Genomic DNA, 17,821 nt, shown 5'->3' on the forward strand with positions numbered 1-17,821 from the left:
TCAGGGACCTGAACGATGAGAACAGGATCGTATCCACTCCCGATATGCAGGTGAAGATCGGGACGATCAATAACAAGGACAACCCTTCACTCTACTATTCTCCCTACAGCGTGAATGTCGAGGAAGGGCTGGAGACCCGTGAGCAGTCCCTTCTGATCGAAGTGGAGAACTTCGAACGTGAGAGGTCGTTCAGGTTGATGAAGCGTTTCGTCGGGAGGGGAGAAGATTTTCAGCAGTACAGGGAGATACAGTTCTTTGTCCGTGGCGATGAGGAACTTACCAGGCATGACGGGGACCAGGTCGATTTCTACATGCAGCTTGCCTATGACAGTTTGAACTTCTATGAGATCGCCGTTCCTCTTACTCCACAGAGGGCCGGATTGTGGAACTGGGTGAATATCAAACTCAGCGATCTTACCGATATGAAACTCGACGCGCAGGCGGGAGAGGATGTTGTCCGGGAGATCACAGATGCTGTCGATCCGTCGAAGGTCTACGTCGCCACGCTTCGCGGTAATCCATCACTTTTCCAGGTGAAATATCTTTTCTCCGGACTGAGGAACCGTTCAGGAGTGATGATTCCGAGAGGGCAGGTATGGTTCAATGATCTGGCCCTCGGAAACGTTCGAAAGGACATAGATCACGCAGAGCGCCTGAGTCTCTCGGCAAGTTTCGGCAACATCCTTACTGTGGGAGGTAGCTGGCAGCATTCGGGACCGGAGTTCAGGTCTCTCGGTCAGAAGAGCGGAAGCGGAACGAGTACGAACAGCTATAACCTGAACGTCAAGACCGAACTCAACCACATAATCCCGACAGCGAGATTCAAGCTGCCTGTCACTTTTCGTTACAATCGTGCGGACAGCAAACCGAAGTACCTTCCACAGAAAGATGTCGAGATCAATGATCCGGCGGTCCAGGACAGTTTGAAATCAGTTAAGAACAACTACAGTTTGAGTGTATCGCTGAGCCGGAGGGGGTCGAAGAATCCTATAATGAAGAATATCTTCGACAACCTGAAGGCTGGGTTCAGCTATACAAAAAACGCATCTTTTTCTCCGACCCTTAAGGATACTTCCTGGGCGATGAGCGGGAACGCCAATTATCAGGTCCAGTTCAGCAGGGACAGGGACCTCGGTCTGTTCAAGGGCATCAAATGGAGGTACTGGTTGACCAGTTTCTCCATGAAGGCAAATGGAGGCAGGTCGGTCAAGCGAGGATATTCATTCAACGGCGAGGAGTTTGTGGAGAGACCCGAGGGATATTCCTGTGCATGGGACAATGAGATATCTACTATCTACGACCCTTTTGAGTCGTTGAAGTTCAGTTACAGGAGAGCTGAGAACCGCAACCTGGCGATCGAGAACAAGATCTACGGAGTCGACATGGGTAGACTTACAAGTTTCCGCCAGAGTCTGGACATGCGATATCAGCCCAGGGGCAACATATTCATTCTTTCGGAGTTCAATCCGGTATTCGAATACAAGAGCAGTTACGAGGAGGACCTCAAACCGGGGGTAAGGCAGGGAGATGATCCCGAGGGGACGAGGGATGCATTCGGAAAGAGGGACATCGGTATTGATTTCGATGTTGATATAGGCAAGTACGCCCTTAGTCTGGGAAAACTCTTCGGCGTTCTGGACAAGGGCGAAGAAAGGACTGTTTCGAAGCTCAAGAGGCAGAGATCAGCGCAGAATGAGAGAAAAGCCGAGTTTCGGAAACAGATGGAAGAAAGGATGACAACGAACAAGGGTGGAGACAAGCCTGAGGGAGAGCAGACTCTTCTCCCGGACGGACAAACACAGCAACAGGAGCAGGCGGGCGGAGAAAGGACTTTGTTTGAACCCGAGAGTGACAGGGAAGATCCATCCGGCCTCGGCCTGAAGCGGCCGCTGGTAAAGCCAGGCAGCAAAGAAGCGCCTGCAGATACCGCGGCAGTCGATACTTTGTCAGCGGGAAGCGGAATAAAGAAGCCGGATCCAAAGCTGTTCTTCAAACATCTGTTCAGGTTTATCAGCAGGTTCGATGCAATCAAGAGTTCAATAGATATCACACGGAGAAACCAGTACGAGAGGTTGTTCGACAGAGCTGACTTCGCTTATCAGATGGGACTTTCCCCTTTCAGCGGTACGGAAGGCGCTTTCGGTGACGAAGGTGCATCTCCCCAGAAACAGTCCTCACGAATGAGTGTGAATTTCCGTTCCGGAGTGGCATTGACCAGCAGGATATCGGCCAATTTCAAGTTAAATATGTCGCAAAGGACCGAAGAGTCCGATACAAGAGTCACAAAGACCGAAAATATGATATGGCCGGACCTCAACATAAACTGGAAGGGTATCGAAAGCTGGCCGGTGTTCAGAAAGTATATCAAGACAAGTGATCTTAACATCAGTTATATCAGACAGACGTCGAAGAGATTGGGTGAGGAAACGGACGGGTTCAGACTTGTTCCCAACTGGAACTTCATGTGGAAGAACTCGCTGACTTCAAACCTGTCCGTGGCTTACTTCAAGAAGACGACGATTGAACGTAATCAGGAGATGTGGGAAAAGAACTGGTCGGTCAGCACGGAGTTCAAGTACGATATACGTGGGTCGAAAGGGTTCGGCCTGCCCCTTCCCTTCCTCAGCAAGAAAAAGTTGAAATTTGAGAGCAACCTGACGATGACCCTGAATATTATTTACAGCAGGGCTGAAAAATACAATGTGCCGGCTGTAACTTCCCTGTCAGTTTCTCCAAGAATAGCCTATACTTTCAGCCGGAACATGTCGGGAAACCTGACCGCGACGTACAGGCGTTCGGCGGGGGGAATATATGGGTATGTCAATCATGAGGTAGGACTGCATGCGACTGCTGAGTTCAAGTTTTAATAGAGGAAATGTTTCTGGACGAGGGGCTGTTTCGCGTAAAGGAGTCTTTCCGGCATTTCTGTCGGCGGTAGTGTTTCTTGCGTTTACTGCGGGCTCATGCGGGAGCGGAGAGACGCCGGAATTCGACGGGGAGAAGGCTTTCCTATTTATCGAGGAGCAGTGTGATATCGGATACCGATATCCCGGTAGCCCGGGGCACAGGGAACTTCAGAGGTATCTGGCCGATCGGCTGGATGAATATGGAGCCAACCTGTCGCTGCAGCCTTTTACCGGTATTCTGACTACGGGCGACACTTTGCGGAATCTGGTCAATATTATCGGTAACTATAATATGGATTCCCGCAAGAGGATCATGCTAGGGGCCCATTTTGATACGCGACCGGTTTCCGATATGGATCCCGATCCGGCAAACAGGGCGACACCTGTGATGGGAGCAAACGATGGGGCCAGCGGTGTCGCGGTCCTGCTTGAGATCGCGAGAGTGCTGCAGACGCACAAGCCTCCTGTCGGGGTCGATATAATCCTTTTCGACGCGGAAGACTACGGGGATGCAGGCATTCCCCAGGATTTCTGCCTTGGTTCCGCCTGGTTCGCCCGAAACCTGAAAGGGTACAGGCCGATGGCGGTCATCATTGTCGATATGATCGGGGATTCTGACCTGAGAATACCTGTTGAGGGCTATTCCCTGTCAGCCTCGCCCAGGCTTGTCGATGAAGTGTACTCCATAGCGGAACGACTCGGTTATAAACAGTTTACCAGGGACAGGGGGCCGACGATCGTCGACGATCACCTCCCTCTTATCCAGGCCGGGCTCAGGGCGATAGATCTGATCGATTTCGACTACAGGTACTGGCATACGATCGAGGATACACCCGACAAGTGTTCGCCGGCCAGCCTTCAGGCGGTCGGGGATGTCCTGCTGGAATACATCTGGCAGCAGGAGTAAGGTTTCTGCCCGTATGAGAAGGGCCGATCAGCTTTTTTGCAGGCGGTGTGGCCCGGAATTCCGACCGATTAGACCTGAAACTGGAATGCGGTTATTTTTGCTTGCTTTTTATAGCTTATTGGACTACGTTGTTGTAAGTTATGGGGCTGATAGCCCCATTTGTCTTATTGGGAGAGATTTATCGGGAGTTCCTGAATGGATAGGGATCAGCACCTTACTTCCCTTATCGAGAAAGAGCTGGGCGAGCTGGGGTTTGAGCTAGTCAGGCTGGATATATCCTCGGGGGGAAGAAAAAAGATTCTCAGGCTCTTTGTAGACCGCGAGGATGGAGGAGTCTCGATCAACGACTGTGTGAAGTTGGCCAAGACCCTCGGCCTGGTACTTGAAGCTGAAGAGATCTTCAGCAGCCCATATAATCTCGAGGTCTCATCGCCCGGTATTAACAGGCTTCTTTCGAAGCCGGCTCATTTCAAACGGTTCGAGGGCCGTGAAGTGAGGGTCGAGTATTCGAGCAGTGAAAAGGGTAAGGACATAGTGATCGGTATTTTGAAGGACGTTGATGAAGATTCTTTTATAGTCGATGATGGTGGGAATGAGACTGCCGTAGAGTTCAAGAATATCATAAAAGCCCGCCTGCATGGTGAAAAGTGGGAGATCAGCAGGAAGAAAAAACAGGGCAGATAGAACAGGCCAGTCGGTCTATTTGAAGTGAAAACATTTTGACAGAGGCGCGAGCCTGTTTTAGAATCTCAGCCGGACATGGTCTGAGGGGAGTCAGAGAATGAATTCGGGATTTATTGAAGCGTTTTCGCAGATTATCAGAGTCAAGAGGGTCGACAAGAATACCCTTATCGAGACGATCAAGATCAGTCTTATATCGGCGGCCAGGCGAAAGCACGGCCAGGAATCCGATATCAAGGTCCATATTGATGAGGCGAAGGGTCAGATAGAGATCTTTCGTGTCTTCCAGGTAGTCAAGGAAGTCGAGGATGAAGCGACGGAACTTCTGCTAGCGGACGCTAAAGAGATCGATCCCGATGCCAAGGTCGGGGAAGAAGTAAGCGAGGAACTCTCGGTCGAGGAGTTCGGCCGGAACGCTGTACAGACCGCCAAACAGGTTCTCACTCAAAAAGTACGCGAGGCCGAAAGAGACAGGATATACGAGGATTATAAGGATAAGATAGGTGTCATAGTAAACGGCACGGTCCGCCAGATAGACCGGGGCAGCATCCTTGTCAACCTCGGCAGGGCCGAAGCATATCTGCCTCTACGCGAGCAGATCCGGAAGGAAAGATATAATCAGGGAGATACCCTTCGAGCCTGTGTCATGGAAGCCGACAGGGAAGCGAGGGGTCCGCAGATAATCCTTTCCAGGACGAGTAACCAGTTTCTTCAGAAACTGTTTGAGCAGGAAGTGCCCGAGATATTCGACGGTGATGTGGAGATCAAAAAGATAGCCAGGGAACCGGGTGGCCGTTCCAAGATAGCGGTCCATTCACGAAGCGACAAGGTCGATGCAGTCGGATCCTGTGTGGGGATGAAAGGTTCGAGAGTGCAGGCGGTCGTCAACGAGCTTCATGGCGAAAAAATAGATATAGTAAACTGGAGTGATAACTCTTCGGAATTCGTATCGAGAGCGCTGGCACCGGCGAAGGTGTCGGCCCTCAGGTTCAACGAGTTCGAGAACGAGGCTCTTGCTATTGTCGATGAAGACCAACTTTCCCTCGCTATCGGAAGGGATGGGCAGAATGTGCGGTTGGCGTCGAAGTTGACTGGATGGAAGATCAACCTTACAACCGTCAAGGAAGTCGAAAGAAGAGACAGGCTCGAGCAGAGGCTTCAGATGGATATCTCCGAGATGTACGGAGTCAGTGACAAGCTGGCCGTCAAATTGAAGAGTATCGGTATTTTGACCGTGCAGAAGCTTCACAAGACTTCTCTTGATGAACTGCTGGAGCTCGAAGGAATCGGAGCCAAGACTGCCGAGAGGCTTAAAGCGATGTCTTCTGAAACTATGGAAGAGCTAAACAGTGCTCTTGAGACACTTCTCAAAAAAGAGAAAGAGGAGGAGGCTGCTGAAGATATACAGCTCTTCGATGAGAATGCTCTTGCGCCAGAGGTTGAGAAGCCGGAAGAGGAAGCCAAGCTTACTGAAGCAGATATTTTCGGGGATGCGACCGATGACGATTCTTCTGAGGAAGCCGCTGCTGATGAGTCGACGGAAGACGAAGATGTTTCGATCACCTTCGATGAGACGGATGATGTCGGCGATGATGATGACTCCGATGATGAAGCCGGGCTGAAGGATGATGCGGAGAACGATGTAGTAGAAGATGATGCTGATGCAGAAGCATCAGAAGACCCTATAGAGATCGCACCGGGTGATGCCGATGGCGGACCCGGCGATGAAGATATTAAGAAAACTGATACCGGTATCTCAGGTGATGGCACGACTGACGGGGATGACGAGCCGGAAGATTGAGTCGGCAAAGAAATGGATGAAGGGAGTTGAGTTCCTTTGGCAAAGGTCCGTGTTTACGAGCTTGCTAAAAAGTATGAGATCTCCAGTGAGGCTCTGAGAAAGATCCTCGTCAAGGAAGGTATTACTGTAAAGAGTCATATGAGTACGGTCGAAGACCGTGTGGAGATTCTTATTCAGCAGCACCTGAACCGGATCAAGAACCAGGCTTCGGCCAAGGTCAAAAGGAAGGAACGCCAGCAGAGGCCGGCAAAGACCGAGAAGAAGCATCGCTCCAGGAAGCCCAAAAAGGCTGAAAGGAAAGAAGCGGACCAGCAGGCGGTCAAGGATAGCGTAAAGAGGACACTGGCTAAACTCGAGGTCACCCGTAAGTCGAAGAGGCGTAAACGCAAGGATGAGGTCGTTGAGACTAAAGTGGAAGAGGCTCTTATCAAGCTTCCCGAGTTTTCGAGCGTTGCCGATCTTGCGCAGCACCTTGATGAGGATCCTGCAGAGGTCATTCAGAAGTGCGTCGAGCTGGAGATGATGGTGTCGATCAACCAGAGACTCGATTCAGACGCTATCGAAATGATAGCTGACGAATATGGTTACAAGGTGAAATTCGTCACCTCCTACGGCCAGGATATTCTGGTTGAGACGAAAGAGGTACAGCCTGAAAGACTCGTAGGGCGTTCGCCGGTCGTTACAATAATGGGGCATGTCGACCATGGTAAGACTTCCCTGCTGGACAACATCCGTCACAGTAATGTCATTGCCGGTGAAAAGGGCGGAATAACCCAGCATATAGGTGCTTATTCGGTTGAAATCAACGACCGTCTTATCACTTTTATCGATACACCTGGCCATGAGGCTTTTACCGCGATGCGGGCGAGAGGCGCACAGGCGACTGACATCGTTATCATTGTCGTCGCAGCAGACGATGGCGTAATGCCGCAGACCATGGAAGCGATAAACCACGCGAGGGCGGCTGACGTCCCGATCATTATAGCGATCAACAAGATCGATCTGCCGAACGCTGACCTGGAAAAGGTCAAAAGTGGACTTATCCAGCAGAACATCGTCCTTGAGGAGTACGGCGGTAATGTCATGTGCGCCGAGATATCGGCCAAGAACGATATCGGGATAGAGAAACTGCTCGAGATGATCCTTCTTCAGTCTGAGATGATGGAATTGAAAGCAGATCCGGAATCGCAGTGCAGGGGAACCGTGCTTGAATCGAAAAAAGAGGAAGGGCGTGGCGTTGTCTGTACCATTCTCATCCAGCAGGGCACTCTCAACGTGGGCGACATTTTTGTCACCGGCAATCACTTCGGCCGGGTAAGGGCTCTCATGAACGAGCGGGGCAAAAAGATCGAGAACGCGCCACCGTCAACACCAGCCGTAGTACTCGGATGTTCCGGTGTGCCCCAGGCCGGGGACGCATTCATCCAGGTGGAAGAAGAGAGGACTGCAAAGGAGATCGCGACGAAACGCCAGCAGTTCTCCCGTGAAATGGAGCGGAGGACCTCGCAGACGATGTCACTGGAAGAGCTTTACGAGCAGATTCAGGAAGGTGTCGCGGCGGAGCTCAACCTGATCATCAGGGCTGACACTGACGGTTCTATCGAGGCTCTCAGTGCCAGTCTGGTGGATCTCAGTACCGATGAAGTAAAGGTGAACGTGATCCTCAAGGGTGTCGGCATCATAAGCGAGAGCGATGTTCTTCTCGCCTCAGCAAGTAATGCCGTTGTCCTGGGATTCCATATAAATGTCACTCCTGAAGCGGCCAGACTTGCGGGCAATGAGAAAGTCGATATCCGTTTCTATGACGTGATTTATCAGGCTATCGATGACGTCAAAGCAGCGATGTCGGGACTTCTCGAACCCGATATCGTGGAAGTCGAGCTCGGCGAAGTCGAAGTCCGCCAGGTATTCAGGGTTTCCAAGATCGGGACCATCGCAGGTTCATATGTAAAGTCTGGAATGGTCAAGCGCGGAGCCCTGGTCAGGGTCCGTCGTGAAGGAGAGATCATCTATAAGGGTACGGTGAATTCGCTCAAGCGTTTCAAGGATGACGCGAAGGAAGTCCAGGCGGGCTTCGAGTGCGGCGTCGGTGTGAGCGGCTTCGAGGACCTTATAGAGGGGGATCTCCTGGAGATATACCTGGAAGAGAAACATATCAGGACAATCGATTAAGCGGGGGCTTTCCATGCTCGTCGCCTGCCTTCGGATCCAGTTGCACCTGCCGGGTTGTAAATCCCTGAAGGAAAAGAGATTTGTCTTAAACAGTCTCAAGGACAGACTCCGTTCCAGGTTCAATCTGGCCCTGTGCGAGACGGATTACCAGGACAAGTGGCAGAGAAGCGCTCTCGCCATCGTGACCATAGCCGGGAGCAGAAAAGGGGTCGACAAGTCGGTTCAGGCGATAACGACATTTCTGGAACGCCAGGAGAGAGCCGTATTGATCGAATGTGACAAAGAGTTCTATTGACGGTTGGAGCGGTTATGGAAGAAAAATACAAGGCAAGGATCGAGGAGACTATCCATCAGCTCGTTGCCGAAATGCTGTTCAAGCGCGTGAAGGATCCCAGGGTGGCGAACGTGTCGGTCCTGCGGGTTGCGGCCGCGCGGGATTATTCTGTGGCGAAGATCTATTACAATATTATCGGGGGAAGCGATGATCTCGAGAATGTGAGCCGTGGGCTGGAGAGCTGCCGGGGTTTCATGCGGGGGATCATCAAGAAACATATCAGGCTCAGAGTGATCCCTGAACTGATATTCATATATGATTCGTCGCTTGACAGGGCCATGGCATTAGAGGAAATTATCAACAAGATCCATGAAGATGATGAAGTCGGGGATAGTGACCCGGCCGGTGGCGGAGAAGAATCAGTTGAAGAGACTGATGGAGAGGATGGGGATGACAGCCGAGACCTGTAAGTCCGAATTCGGACGGATACTGGAACTGATAGACAATAACGACAGGTTTCTCATGATAGGTCATATCGACCCTGACGGGGATTGTCTCGGGTCGATGTTCGCCATGACTCTCTTTGTTCGAGCCCGCGGTAAGGATGTAGCCTGTTACGCGCCCGGAGACATGCCGGAAAGACTTCTGGGACTTCCCGGCGCCGACAGTCTGGTGGCCAGGGATATGATAGCTTCGTTCGATCCGCAGGTCGTCATCGCCCTCGATTCTCCGACTCACGGCAGGACGGAGAACGTTATGGAAATAGCGGGAGACGTACCTGTAGTCAATATGGACCATCATCCTTCCAATGAGATGTACGGAGAGGTCAATGTGGTCGATGAGAACGCCGCAGCGGCTGCGATGCTTGTTTTGCGGTTTCTCGAATCGGTCGCTCCGGAAAGCATCACTTCGGATATTGCCAGCTGCCTCTATCTCGGGATATTGATGGATACCGGCTCATTCAGGTTCCAGAATACAGATGAGGAAGCCTTGTCCGCGGCGGGCAGATTGATTGGATATGGGGCGCGCGCGTATGAGCTTACCCATGAATTCGTATACATGAAGAAATTCAGGACGCTTAAACTGCTTGTTCCTGTCCTCGATTCTCTCAAACTCTCCTGTGAGGGTAAGATCGCTACTATGCAGATCAAAAGGGAGATGCTGGAGAGTTCCGGAGCTGAATTCAAGGATTCGGAAGGATTCATAGATTATGGTGCCGCAATAGACGATGTCGAGCTTGTCGCCCTGCTCAGGGAGATCGGGCCGGACAGGACAAGGGTCAGTCTCAGGTCGAGGAATCACCACGATGTCTCATTGCTTGCGGGCAGATATGGCGGCGGAGGACATGCCAAGGCTGCGGGGCTTACTATAAAAGACAGTATCGATAATGCCACAAAAACGATTCTCAGGGACCTCGAGGGACTCGTCTCCGGGAGATGAGGGAAGCCGGACTATGGAAGAGCTGGGAGCAGGCTGGAGCAGATTTAACAATAAGGTCATTGCAGTAAACAAGTCAGCCGGGCTATCGACATTCGACGTGATCCGCAGATTCAGGAAGATAATCAGGGTAAAAAAAATCGGTCATTCCGGGACGCTGGATCCTCTGGCGACCGGGTTGGTCCTTCTACTGACCGGGTCGGCGACGAAGCTCTCAGGATATCTTATGGAACTACCAAAGAAATATATCGCGGATATCAAGCTCGGCGAGGCGACCGACACACAGGACGCTGAAGGAACTATAGTCCGTACCGGTGAGTGGGAAAATACAAGAGAAGAAGATATTACTGCAGCCCTGGCTGGATTAGCCGGACTGAGAAAACAGACACCTCCGATGTTCTCGGCCCTGAAGCACAGGGGGCTCCCACTTTATGCTCTTGCCCGGGAGGGAAAGGAAGTGGCTCGTGAGCCACGAGAAGTCAATACATATTCCATAAGACTTCTCGAATGTGATCTACCCGTCTTCAGGATAGAGGTCCATTGCTCGAAGGGGATGTATGTGAGGGTGCTGGCGGAGGAGATCGGTGACGCGCTGGGTGTCCCTGCGCATCTTCACCGTCTTGTCAGGACCGAGATAGGACATTTTCATCTGGACGATGCGATAGATGACGACTCTCTTGAACAGCTGCTCGAAATGGAAAATCCGGGTACAGGACTTTCCGAGGCTTTGCAGCATCTTCCGCAGGTGGAACTTGACGATGATCAGGAAAAAGGTCTGATGAACGGCATAGCTCCCTGTATTGTGTCGGGGCTCCCAGTCGCGGGAAGCCTTGTCCGCCTGATCCTGTCTGATGGGCGGTTGGGAGCGATCGCGGAGGCCGAGCCTGCCGGGCTGGTCCAGTTAAAAAAGGTATTTGCCGCGGCTGGACAGGATAGTGGCGGCAATCAGTGAAAAATGAACAGGCCGTTGTGGGTCTGTCTGGAGAGACAATATGGCCGAGATATTGACAAGCGCACAGATCGAAGATGGAAGAATCGGTGATTCGGTTGTCTCCATTGGCGTCTTTGATGGTGTCCATATCGGACATCAGAAAGTGATCGAATCCCTTCAAAAGGCAAAGGTGGAGTCCGGAGCAAATGTCTCCGTGCTGATGACCTTCGACAGGCACCCCCTGAGTGTGACACATCCCGAGAGACAGCCGAGACTCCTTACAACGCTGAAGGAGAAGTTGTCCATTCTTTCGGAGTTGGATGTCGACATCATCCTGGTCGAGGAGTTTACTTCCGCTCTTGCCGCCATCGATTACAGGGATTTTATAGAAACAAGGCTTCTGCGGCGTCTTGGAATGAAACATCTTGTGATCGGGTATGATTTTCATCTCGGCAGGGGCAGGGAGGGAAACCAGCAGAATATAGCGGCCGAGGGGAAGAAAACGGGATATGGATTTTCGGTCGTATCGCCGGTGGTCGTGCGAGGGCGCGCTGTATCGAGTACAAGGATAAGAAAAAACATCGAGGCCAGGAAGCTTCATGTGGCTGCCAGGCTGCTTACCAGACCGTATTTCTTCGATGCCGATGTGGTCCATGGCGAGGGGATCGGCAGGGAGCTGAAGTTCCCCACAGCCAACGCCACAGTCTCGCATTCAGAAAAACTTCTGCCGCCGACTGGTGTATATGCCGTAAATGTCGAGACTCCATCAGGTATCTCGGGAGGCATGATGAATGTCGGTGCTGCTCCGACCATCAGACATGATGGTGTAGAGAGGATAGAGGTGCATCTGTTTGATTTCGATGGAAACCTCTACGGCGAGAGGATCAGGATTTGCTGTCTCGACTATCTGAGGGAAGAAAAAGAGTTTGATGGCAGGGATGAGCTTCGTGCCCAGCTCAAACGGGACAGGGATTGTGTCAGGTCAATACTGGAAAAGAAATATTGACAAAAAAGTATCCTGATGTATGTTAGTACATCACCCATAGAGTGAATGGGAGCAGGCAGTTTTAATGCGGATCGGGCATGGGGCCCTTTCTGCTGCCATCGCGTTGTAAAGTACGTGATACGAAGGAGGTATGACGATGGCACTGCAAAAGGATTTAAAGAAGGAAGTTATTGAGAAGCATAGGATGCATAATCTGGATTCGGGTTCCCCGGAAGTCCAGATCGCGCTTCTCACCGAGCGCATCAATGTCCTCACTGGACATTTCAGGATCCACAAGAAAGATTTCGCTTCAAGACGGGGACTTCTCAAGATGGTAGGTCGTCGCCGCAAGCTTCTGGATTATCTCAAGAAGAACAGAATCGAGAAATATCGCAGTCTTATCAAGGAATTGAATCTCAGGAAATAGCATGATATCTGTCGTGATATGTTGAAAATATCAGTGTCACGACTATTTTTCTGCAGATATCGATGAACGGAGGATAGTACAGGAATGATTAGCAAGAAAATGACAGTCGAAGGGAAAGAGTTCTTTTTCGAGACTGGAAGGATGGCCAGGCAGGCGGACGGTTCAGTCCTTCTTGGCGAGGAAGGAACTACGGTACTGGTTACCGCGGTCGCTTCCAAAGGTGCGGAGAGTGACAGGGGATTCTTCCCGCTCTTCGTCGAATACAGAGAAAAATTCTATGCGGCCGGGAAGATCCCCGGGGGCTTTTTCAAAAGAGAAGGACGCCCGAGTGAGAGGGAGACTCTCAGCTGCAGGCTTATCGACAGGCCGATAAGGCCCCTTTTCCCCGACGGGTTCATGTACGAAGTACAGGTTGCCTGTACCGTACTGAGCAGTGACACGGAGCATCAGGCGGACGTTCTTGGGATCATCGGCGCGTCGATAGCGCTCAATCTCTCGGACATACCCTTCGAAGGCGTTATCAGTGGTGTCCGTGTGGGAATGAAAGATGGTGCTTTCACGCTCAACCCGACCTTCGAGGAAGTCGAAGAGGCCGGGTTCGAACTGGTGATAGCCGGTTCCGACGAAGCCATCATCATGGTCGAAGGTGAATCCGGTGAAGTGTCTGAATCGAAGATAATGGAGGCCCTTGACTACGGTCATGAGCATATCAGGAAATTCAATGCCTTTCAGCGTGAATTCCTCGCCGAGTGTGAGATTCCTGCCAAGAGGGAATTCACCAAAAAAGAAGTGAATGAGGAACTGAAGGCGAAAGTGATTGAGCAGTATAAGTCCAAAATGGACAGTGCATGCAGGCTCATTGGAAAGCATATCAGGGATAACGCTATCGGGGCGCTCGTCACCGAAGCTATCGAAGCCCATGCAGAAGAATATCCTGAATCCGGCAAAGAGATCAAGAATTTCATGCATGATATCGAGAAGGACCTCGTTAGAAGCATGATCCTCGATGAGGGTGTCAGGACCGATGGAAGGAAAAAGGACGAAGTCAGGGATATCACCTGTGAGATCGGTATTCTTCCAAGGACCCACGGCAGTGCCCTGTTTACCAGGGGAGAGACTCAGAGTCTCGTTGTGGTAACGCTCGGGACTTCCCAGGATGAGCAGAGGATAGACGGGCTCATCGGTGAGTCGTGGAAAAAATATATGCTCCACTACAACTTCCCTCCGTACAGTGTGGGAGAAGTCGGATTCTTCCGCGGCCCCGGTCGCAGGGAGATAGGACACGGACATCTCGCTGAGAGGTCTCTTGGGCCGGTCCTGCCTGCCGATGATGTATTCCCTTATACCATCAGGGTCGTATCCGACATCATGGAATCGAACGGTTCGAGTTCGATGGCCACGGTATGCGGAGGCAGTCTTTCGCTGATGGACGCGGGAGTGCCCATAACCAAACCGGTCGCCGGTGTTGCGATGGGTATGGTAATGGAAGGCGATAAGTTTGCTGTCCTCACCGATATCCTCGGTCTCGAGGATCACCTCGGTGACATGGACTTCAAGGTGACTGGCACCAGTGACGGGATCACCGGTTTCCAGATGGACGTCAAGATATCAGGTATCTCCAGGGCGGTTATGGAAGAGGCTCTTGAGCAGGCTCGCAAGGCCAGGCTCCATATCCTCGACATCATGGGTAAAACGATTTCCGAAGCTAAAAGCGAGATATCGCCCTACGCACCTAAGATAGTCCAGATAAAGATCGCGGTAGACAAGATCAGAGAGATCATAGGCCCTGGGGGCAAGATGATCAGACATATCCAGGACACTACCGGCGCGAAGATCGATATCGATGACGATGGCACCGTTGCTATCGCTGCTGTCGACCAGGCTTCTGGAGACGCGGCTCTCGAGATGATCAACAATATCACGGCCGAGGCAGAACTCGACAAGGTATACAAGGGAACGGTAAAGAGTATCGTTACCTTTGGCGCTTTTGTCGAGATCCTTCCAGGCAAGGACGGTCTGCTGCATATTTCAGAGATCGACAGAAAACGTATCGACAGGGTCGAGGACGTTCTGGAACTCGGGCAGGAACTCGAGGTCAAGGTCATAGGGATCGACAGGGAAGGTAAGATCAGGCTGAGCCGAAAGGTCCTTCTCTAGAGAAAGATATGTTGAAGCTCCCCCGCCCGAAGAAGGTCATACTGGACTGCGGCGCTACCTTGCTGTATCAGCGCAATCCTGTGTCTCCGACTGTCGCTTTCGGTGTCTGGGTCTCCCGGGGATCGAGAGACGAGACAGAATCGGAGCGGGGGTATTCGCATCTCCTTGAGCATATGGTATTCAGGGGGACAAAGAGCAGATCCGCCTTGAAGATCGCTTTCGATCTCGAGTCTATAGGCGGTCAGTGGGATGCCTTTACAAGCAAGGAATCGACCTGCTACCACGGAAAAGTGCTGGAAGAGCATTTTGGGGATTTTGCCGAGATACTTTCTGATATTGTCCTGTCGCCCTCTATTCCAACCGATGCGCTTGTGCTGGAGAAAAAAGTCGTTCAGGAAGAGATCCGTTCGGTGAATGATTCACCTGAAGAATCGACATACGAGCTTTTCTTCAAGAGTCTCTTTGGCGACGATCAACTTGGATACCCGGTGGCGGGAAGACTCAAGGACATTCCGTCGTGTGACCGCCGAAGGCTTCTCGCTTTCCACAGGAAGACCTACATTCCTTCAAACACGATCTTCGCATTCATCGGTAATATTCCATTTGGCAAGGTCATATCGACAATTGAGGAAAATTTCGTCTTTCAGGGGAATCGTTCTGCTGGACGAGCACGGAAAACATCGAAGTTTTCAAGCAAAAGGATCGTGTCCGGCAGAAGGCCGGACTGGGGACAGTCACATGTCTGTATAGGGACACGGACGATCTCTGCTTCCGACCCGGACAGATATCCGTTGCTGGTCCTGTCCAATATACTTGGAGGCGGGGTGTCGTCACGGTTGTTTCAGAATCTCAGGGAAAAGAACGGACTGGCCTATGCTGTCTTTTCACACGCGAATTTCTGGAGTGATACTGGCGCTTTTGCCAGCTATTTTTCGGTCGATCCCAGGAATCTGGGAAAGGCGATGGATATTTTCATGAGATGCATGGAGGATCTGAGGACGGGAGGAGCACTGGAGGAGGAAATGGCCAGCGCAAAGTCCCAGCTGAAGGCATCGGTCGTATTCGGTGTGGAAAGCGTGGATAGCAGGTTGTTCAGACTGATACACAGTGAATGTTATCATAAGAGGCACAGGACTCTGGACTCCGTGATCAAGAATATTGAAAGAGTAAGGCCGGAAGATGTCGCCAGGGTGATGGAGATATTCCTGCCGGAAAAAAGACATACCTATGTGACCTGCGGCAAGCGCAGGCTGCGTGGTTTTATCAGGAGAGGTTCCCGATGAAAGTGTCGATCAGATATCTTCCCCATCACGAGGGGTTGCCGCCTCTCGGAAGGATGACCGACGGGTCGAGCGGGTATGATATCAGAGCCGCCTGCGACGAGGATATGATCATCGAACCTGGAGAGACAATGCTGGTTCCATCCGGGATCGAACTGTCCATACCTCCGGGATACGAAGGTCAGGTCCGTCCCCGAAGCGGCCTGGCATTGAAAAAAAGTGTGGGAGTCCTTAATAGCCCCGGTACTATCGACAGCGATTACCGTGGCGAGCTCGGAGTGATCCTCACTAATTTCAGCAAAGAGATTTTCCCCGTCAGTCGCGGTGACAGGATAGCCCAGATCGTTTTTGTCGAACTCCCCCGGGTCGAACTGGTGGAAATGGAATCGCTGGACGTCACTGACAGGGGAGACGGGGGATACGGGTCTACCGGGAAGGGTTAGGTTAATGTCCCTTCTGATCATACCATTCTTTCTAGCCGCCGCCGCGATCGGTCTTTTCCTTTTATGGAAGTTTCGATGGGGTCCACCCGACCGGACTCTGCCGGGAGTACTTACATACCACAAGATAGCAGGATTCGAATTCGGCGGCACCTGGATGACTCCCACGAGATTTGCTTCGGGACTCGACCACCTTGCCGACTCCGGGTACTCGTTCATCGGCGAGGACGAATTCATCGATACTCTGGACGGTAGGAGGGAAGCCCGGGGAAAAGAGATCCTGATCACTTTCGACGATGGGTACAGACTGCTTATGGATGACGCGTTGCCTCTTCTGGAAGCCAGGAATATTCCCGCACTGATATTTCTTGTCACTTCATATTCCGGCAGAGAGAACACCTGGGAACTCCCTCTGCCAGGGAGAAGGACACGGCACCTTGGATGGGATGAAGTCTCTGAGATATCAGCGAATCCTCTCTTTACTTTCGGATCCCATTCCCGGACTCACAGGGATCTGACAAAGCTTTCCGATGACATGCTGGCCGACGAATTGAGCATATCAAGAGAAGTGATCGGTCATCAGACGGGAAGGATGGCGAGAAGTGTCTCGTATCCTTTCGGCCGGGTCGACCGGAGGGTGGTCGAATCTGCTCGCTCGGCGGGATTTGAAGCAGGGTTTACTCTTTTTCCCACGGGGCGGGGTGAGGATGTGGACAGGTTCTGCCTGAGAAGAGAGGGAGTCTGGATCATCGACACGAAATATTCTGTCGATCTGAAACTGTCGGGCGGACGATGGTTCTGGTTCGAGGATATCAAGGGAAGGACGATAAACAGGTTTGCGTCGATAACTCCGTTTTTAATGAAAAAGGGACCGTTCGATTAATTTCGCTACCGTAGAGAATAGGCCCTGCCGTTGTCATCCATCCTGTACCTGATCCCGACCTGTTGGACGAGCTCGAGAGTGGAGCCTCTGATGAATTTCTTTACCGCCAGGACTTCCAGCGTGAAAGGGTAAGATCCCATTGAACCGTAATATTCGTCGAGCCCCTGCTCGATAGTCGCTTTGAGGCCCCTGAGGCGGAGCTCGGCCGGCTCTATCGTGAGTCCGGCAGTCTCCACTATGGATGCGGCCTTCGTACCACTGGTCCGGGCTTTCCAGCCGGGAGGCAAAAGCCAGGGGACGAGGTATTCTCCAACTGCGAAAGAAGCGACCAGAATGATAATCGTGGCGAAAGTAGGAATAACCCGTTTTCTATTGTCTTTCCTTGTCTTGACGATCTTTTCCTGAATCTCCTCAGGTTCGACTTTTTCCGCTTCCCTGAATTCGAGGAATCCGGTCTCAAGAAGACGTTTCAGCGATTCATAAGTACAGAACCTCGCCATCCACGAGTGCGAGACAAGGTACTCGAGAGACCTCTCCTGC

The 17,821-nt window shown here is 51.7% G+C and carries 16 protein-coding genes; 15 read left to right on the forward strand and 1 reads right to left on the reverse strand.

What is annotated here, in order from left to right:
* The 15 genes from KOO63_07270 to KOO63_07340 all read left to right on the forward strand — a co-directional run.
* A partial coding sequence (locus tag KOO63_07270) for a hypothetical protein (protein MBU8921604.1) occupies positions 1–2,867 on the forward strand: 2,867 nt, incomplete at its 5' end.
* The gene (locus tag KOO63_07275; GenBank protein MBU8921605.1) at positions 2,842–3,813 is read left to right on the forward strand and encodes a M28 family peptidase; all 972 of its coding nucleotides are present in this window, start codon (positions 2,842–2,844) and stop codon (positions 3,811–3,813) included. The genes KOO63_07270 and KOO63_07275, both read left to right, overlap by 26 nt.
* A gap of 195 nt (positions 3,814–4,008) precedes the next feature.
* The gene (locus KOO63_07280; protein MBU8921606.1) at positions 4,009–4,497 is read left to right on the forward strand and encodes a ribosome maturation factor RimP; all 489 of its coding nucleotides are present in this window, start codon (positions 4,009–4,011) and stop codon (positions 4,495–4,497) included.
* Positions 4,498–4,594: 97 nt separating this feature from the next.
* Positions 4,595–6,295 (forward strand): transcription termination factor NusA, encoded by a 1,701-nt coding sequence (nusA, locus tag KOO63_07285; protein MBU8921607.1) that lies wholly within the window; start codon positions 4,595–4,597, stop codon positions 6,293–6,295.
* Between the two features lie 36 nt (positions 6,296–6,331).
* The gene (infB, locus tag KOO63_07290; GenBank protein MBU8921608.1) at positions 6,332–8,467 is read left to right on the forward strand and encodes a translation initiation factor IF-2; all 2,136 of its coding nucleotides are present in this window, start codon (positions 6,332–6,334) and stop codon (positions 8,465–8,467) included.
* A 13-nt stretch (positions 8,468–8,480) separates the two neighbouring features.
* A complete protein-coding gene (locus KOO63_07295; GenBank protein MBU8921609.1) occupies positions 8,481–8,762 on the forward strand; it encodes a DUF503 domain-containing protein in 282 nt (93 codons plus the stop codon).
* 14 nt (positions 8,763–8,776) lie between these two features.
* On the forward strand, positions 8,777–9,211 hold the full coding sequence (gene rbfA, locus KOO63_07300; GenBank protein ID MBU8921610.1) for a 30S ribosome-binding factor RbfA: 435 nt from the start codon (positions 8,777–8,779) through the stop codon (positions 9,209–9,211).
* Between the two features lie 391 nt (positions 9,212–9,602).
* Complete coding sequence (locus tag KOO63_07305; GenBank protein MBU8921611.1) at positions 9,603–10,181, forward strand: hypothetical protein; 579 nt, start codon at positions 9,603–9,605, stop codon at positions 10,179–10,181.
* 13 nt (positions 10,182–10,194) lie between these two features.
* Positions 10,195–11,130, forward strand: coding sequence for a tRNA pseudouridine(55) synthase TruB (gene truB / locus KOO63_07310; GenBank protein ID MBU8921612.1), 936 nt, complete (start codon positions 10,195–10,197; stop codon positions 11,128–11,130).
* A 40-nt stretch (positions 11,131–11,170) separates the two neighbouring features.
* Entirely contained in the window at positions 11,171–12,115 is a 945-nt protein-coding gene (locus KOO63_07315; GenBank protein ID MBU8921613.1) for a bifunctional riboflavin kinase/FAD synthetase, read from the forward strand.
* Positions 12,116–12,251: 136 nt separating this feature from the next.
* On the forward strand, positions 12,252–12,521 hold the full coding sequence (gene rpsO / locus KOO63_07320; GenBank protein ID MBU8921614.1) for a 30S ribosomal protein S15: 270 nt from the start codon (positions 12,252–12,254) through the stop codon (positions 12,519–12,521).
* A gap of 84 nt (positions 12,522–12,605) precedes the next feature.
* A complete protein-coding gene (gene pnp / locus KOO63_07325) occupies positions 12,606–14,678 on the forward strand; it encodes a polyribonucleotide nucleotidyltransferase (GenBank protein ID MBU8921615.1) in 2,073 nt (690 codons plus the stop codon).
* An 8-nt stretch (positions 14,679–14,686) separates the two neighbouring features.
* Positions 14,687–15,961, forward strand: a complete 1,275-nt coding sequence (locus tag KOO63_07330) for an insulinase family protein (protein ID MBU8921616.1) — start codon at positions 14,687–14,689, stop codon at positions 15,959–15,961.
* The gene (gene dut, locus KOO63_07335) at positions 15,958–16,401 is read left to right on the forward strand and encodes a dUTP diphosphatase (protein MBU8921617.1); all 444 of its coding nucleotides are present in this window, start codon (positions 15,958–15,960) and stop codon (positions 16,399–16,401) included. Before KOO63_07330 ends, dut begins: the two co-directional genes overlap by 4 nt.
* A gap of 4 nt (positions 16,402–16,405) precedes the next feature.
* Positions 16,406–17,281, forward strand: a complete 876-nt coding sequence (locus KOO63_07340) for a polysaccharide deacetylase family protein (GenBank protein ID MBU8921618.1) — start codon at positions 16,406–16,408, stop codon at positions 17,279–17,281.
* 5 nt (positions 17,282–17,286) lie between these two features.
* Here KOO63_07340 and KOO63_07345 read toward each other — a convergent pair.
* The coding region (locus KOO63_07345; GenBank protein MBU8921619.1) for a hypothetical protein at positions 17,287–17,821 on the reverse strand (535 nt) is incomplete at its 5' end.

It is taken from the genome of Candidatus Latescibacterota bacterium (genome assembly GCA_019038625.1).
Taxonomy (GTDB): Bacteria; Krumholzibacteriota; Krumholzibacteriia; order Krumholzibacteriales; family Krumholzibacteriaceae; genus JAGLYV01.

Bases quoted from the DNA above. Each gene is read 5' to 3' on its own strand.
- KOO63_07275 (MBU8921605.1), top strand. From the start codon at position 2,842: ATGCGACTGCTGAGTTCAAGTTTTAATAGAGGAAATGTTTCTGGACGA.
- KOO63_07280 (MBU8921606.1), top strand. From the start codon at position 4,009: ATGGATAGGGATCAGCACCTTACTTCCCTTATCGAGAAAGAGCTGGGC.
- nusA (MBU8921607.1), top strand. From the start codon at position 4,595: ATGAATTCGGGATTTATTGAAGCGTTTTCGCAGATTATCAGAGTCAAG.
- KOO63_07295 (MBU8921609.1), top strand. From the start codon at position 8,481: ATGCTCGTCGCCTGCCTTCGGATCCAGTTGCACCTGCCGGGTTGTAAA.
- rbfA (MBU8921610.1), top strand. From the start codon at position 8,777: ATGGAAGAAAAATACAAGGCAAGGATCGAGGAGACTATCCATCAGCTC.
- KOO63_07305 (MBU8921611.1), top strand. From the start codon at position 9,603: ATGCTTGTTTTGCGGTTTCTCGAATCGGTCGCTCCGGAAAGCATCACT.
- truB (MBU8921612.1), top strand. From the start codon at position 10,195: ATGGAAGAGCTGGGAGCAGGCTGGAGCAGATTTAACAATAAGGTCATT.
- KOO63_07315 (MBU8921613.1), top strand. From the start codon at position 11,171: ATGGCCGAGATATTGACAAGCGCACAGATCGAAGATGGAAGAATCGGT.
- rpsO (MBU8921614.1), top strand. From the start codon at position 12,252: ATGGCACTGCAAAAGGATTTAAAGAAGGAAGTTATTGAGAAGCATAGG.
- pnp (MBU8921615.1), top strand. From the start codon at position 12,606: ATGATTAGCAAGAAAATGACAGTCGAAGGGAAAGAGTTCTTTTTCGAG.
- KOO63_07330 (MBU8921616.1), top strand. From the start codon at position 14,687: ATGTTGAAGCTCCCCCGCCCGAAGAAGGTCATACTGGACTGCGGCGCT.
- dut (MBU8921617.1), top strand. From the start codon at position 15,958: ATGAAAGTGTCGATCAGATATCTTCCCCATCACGAGGGGTTGCCGCCT.
- KOO63_07340 (MBU8921618.1), top strand. From the start codon at position 16,406: ATGTCCCTTCTGATCATACCATTCTTTCTAGCCGCCGCCGCGATCGGT.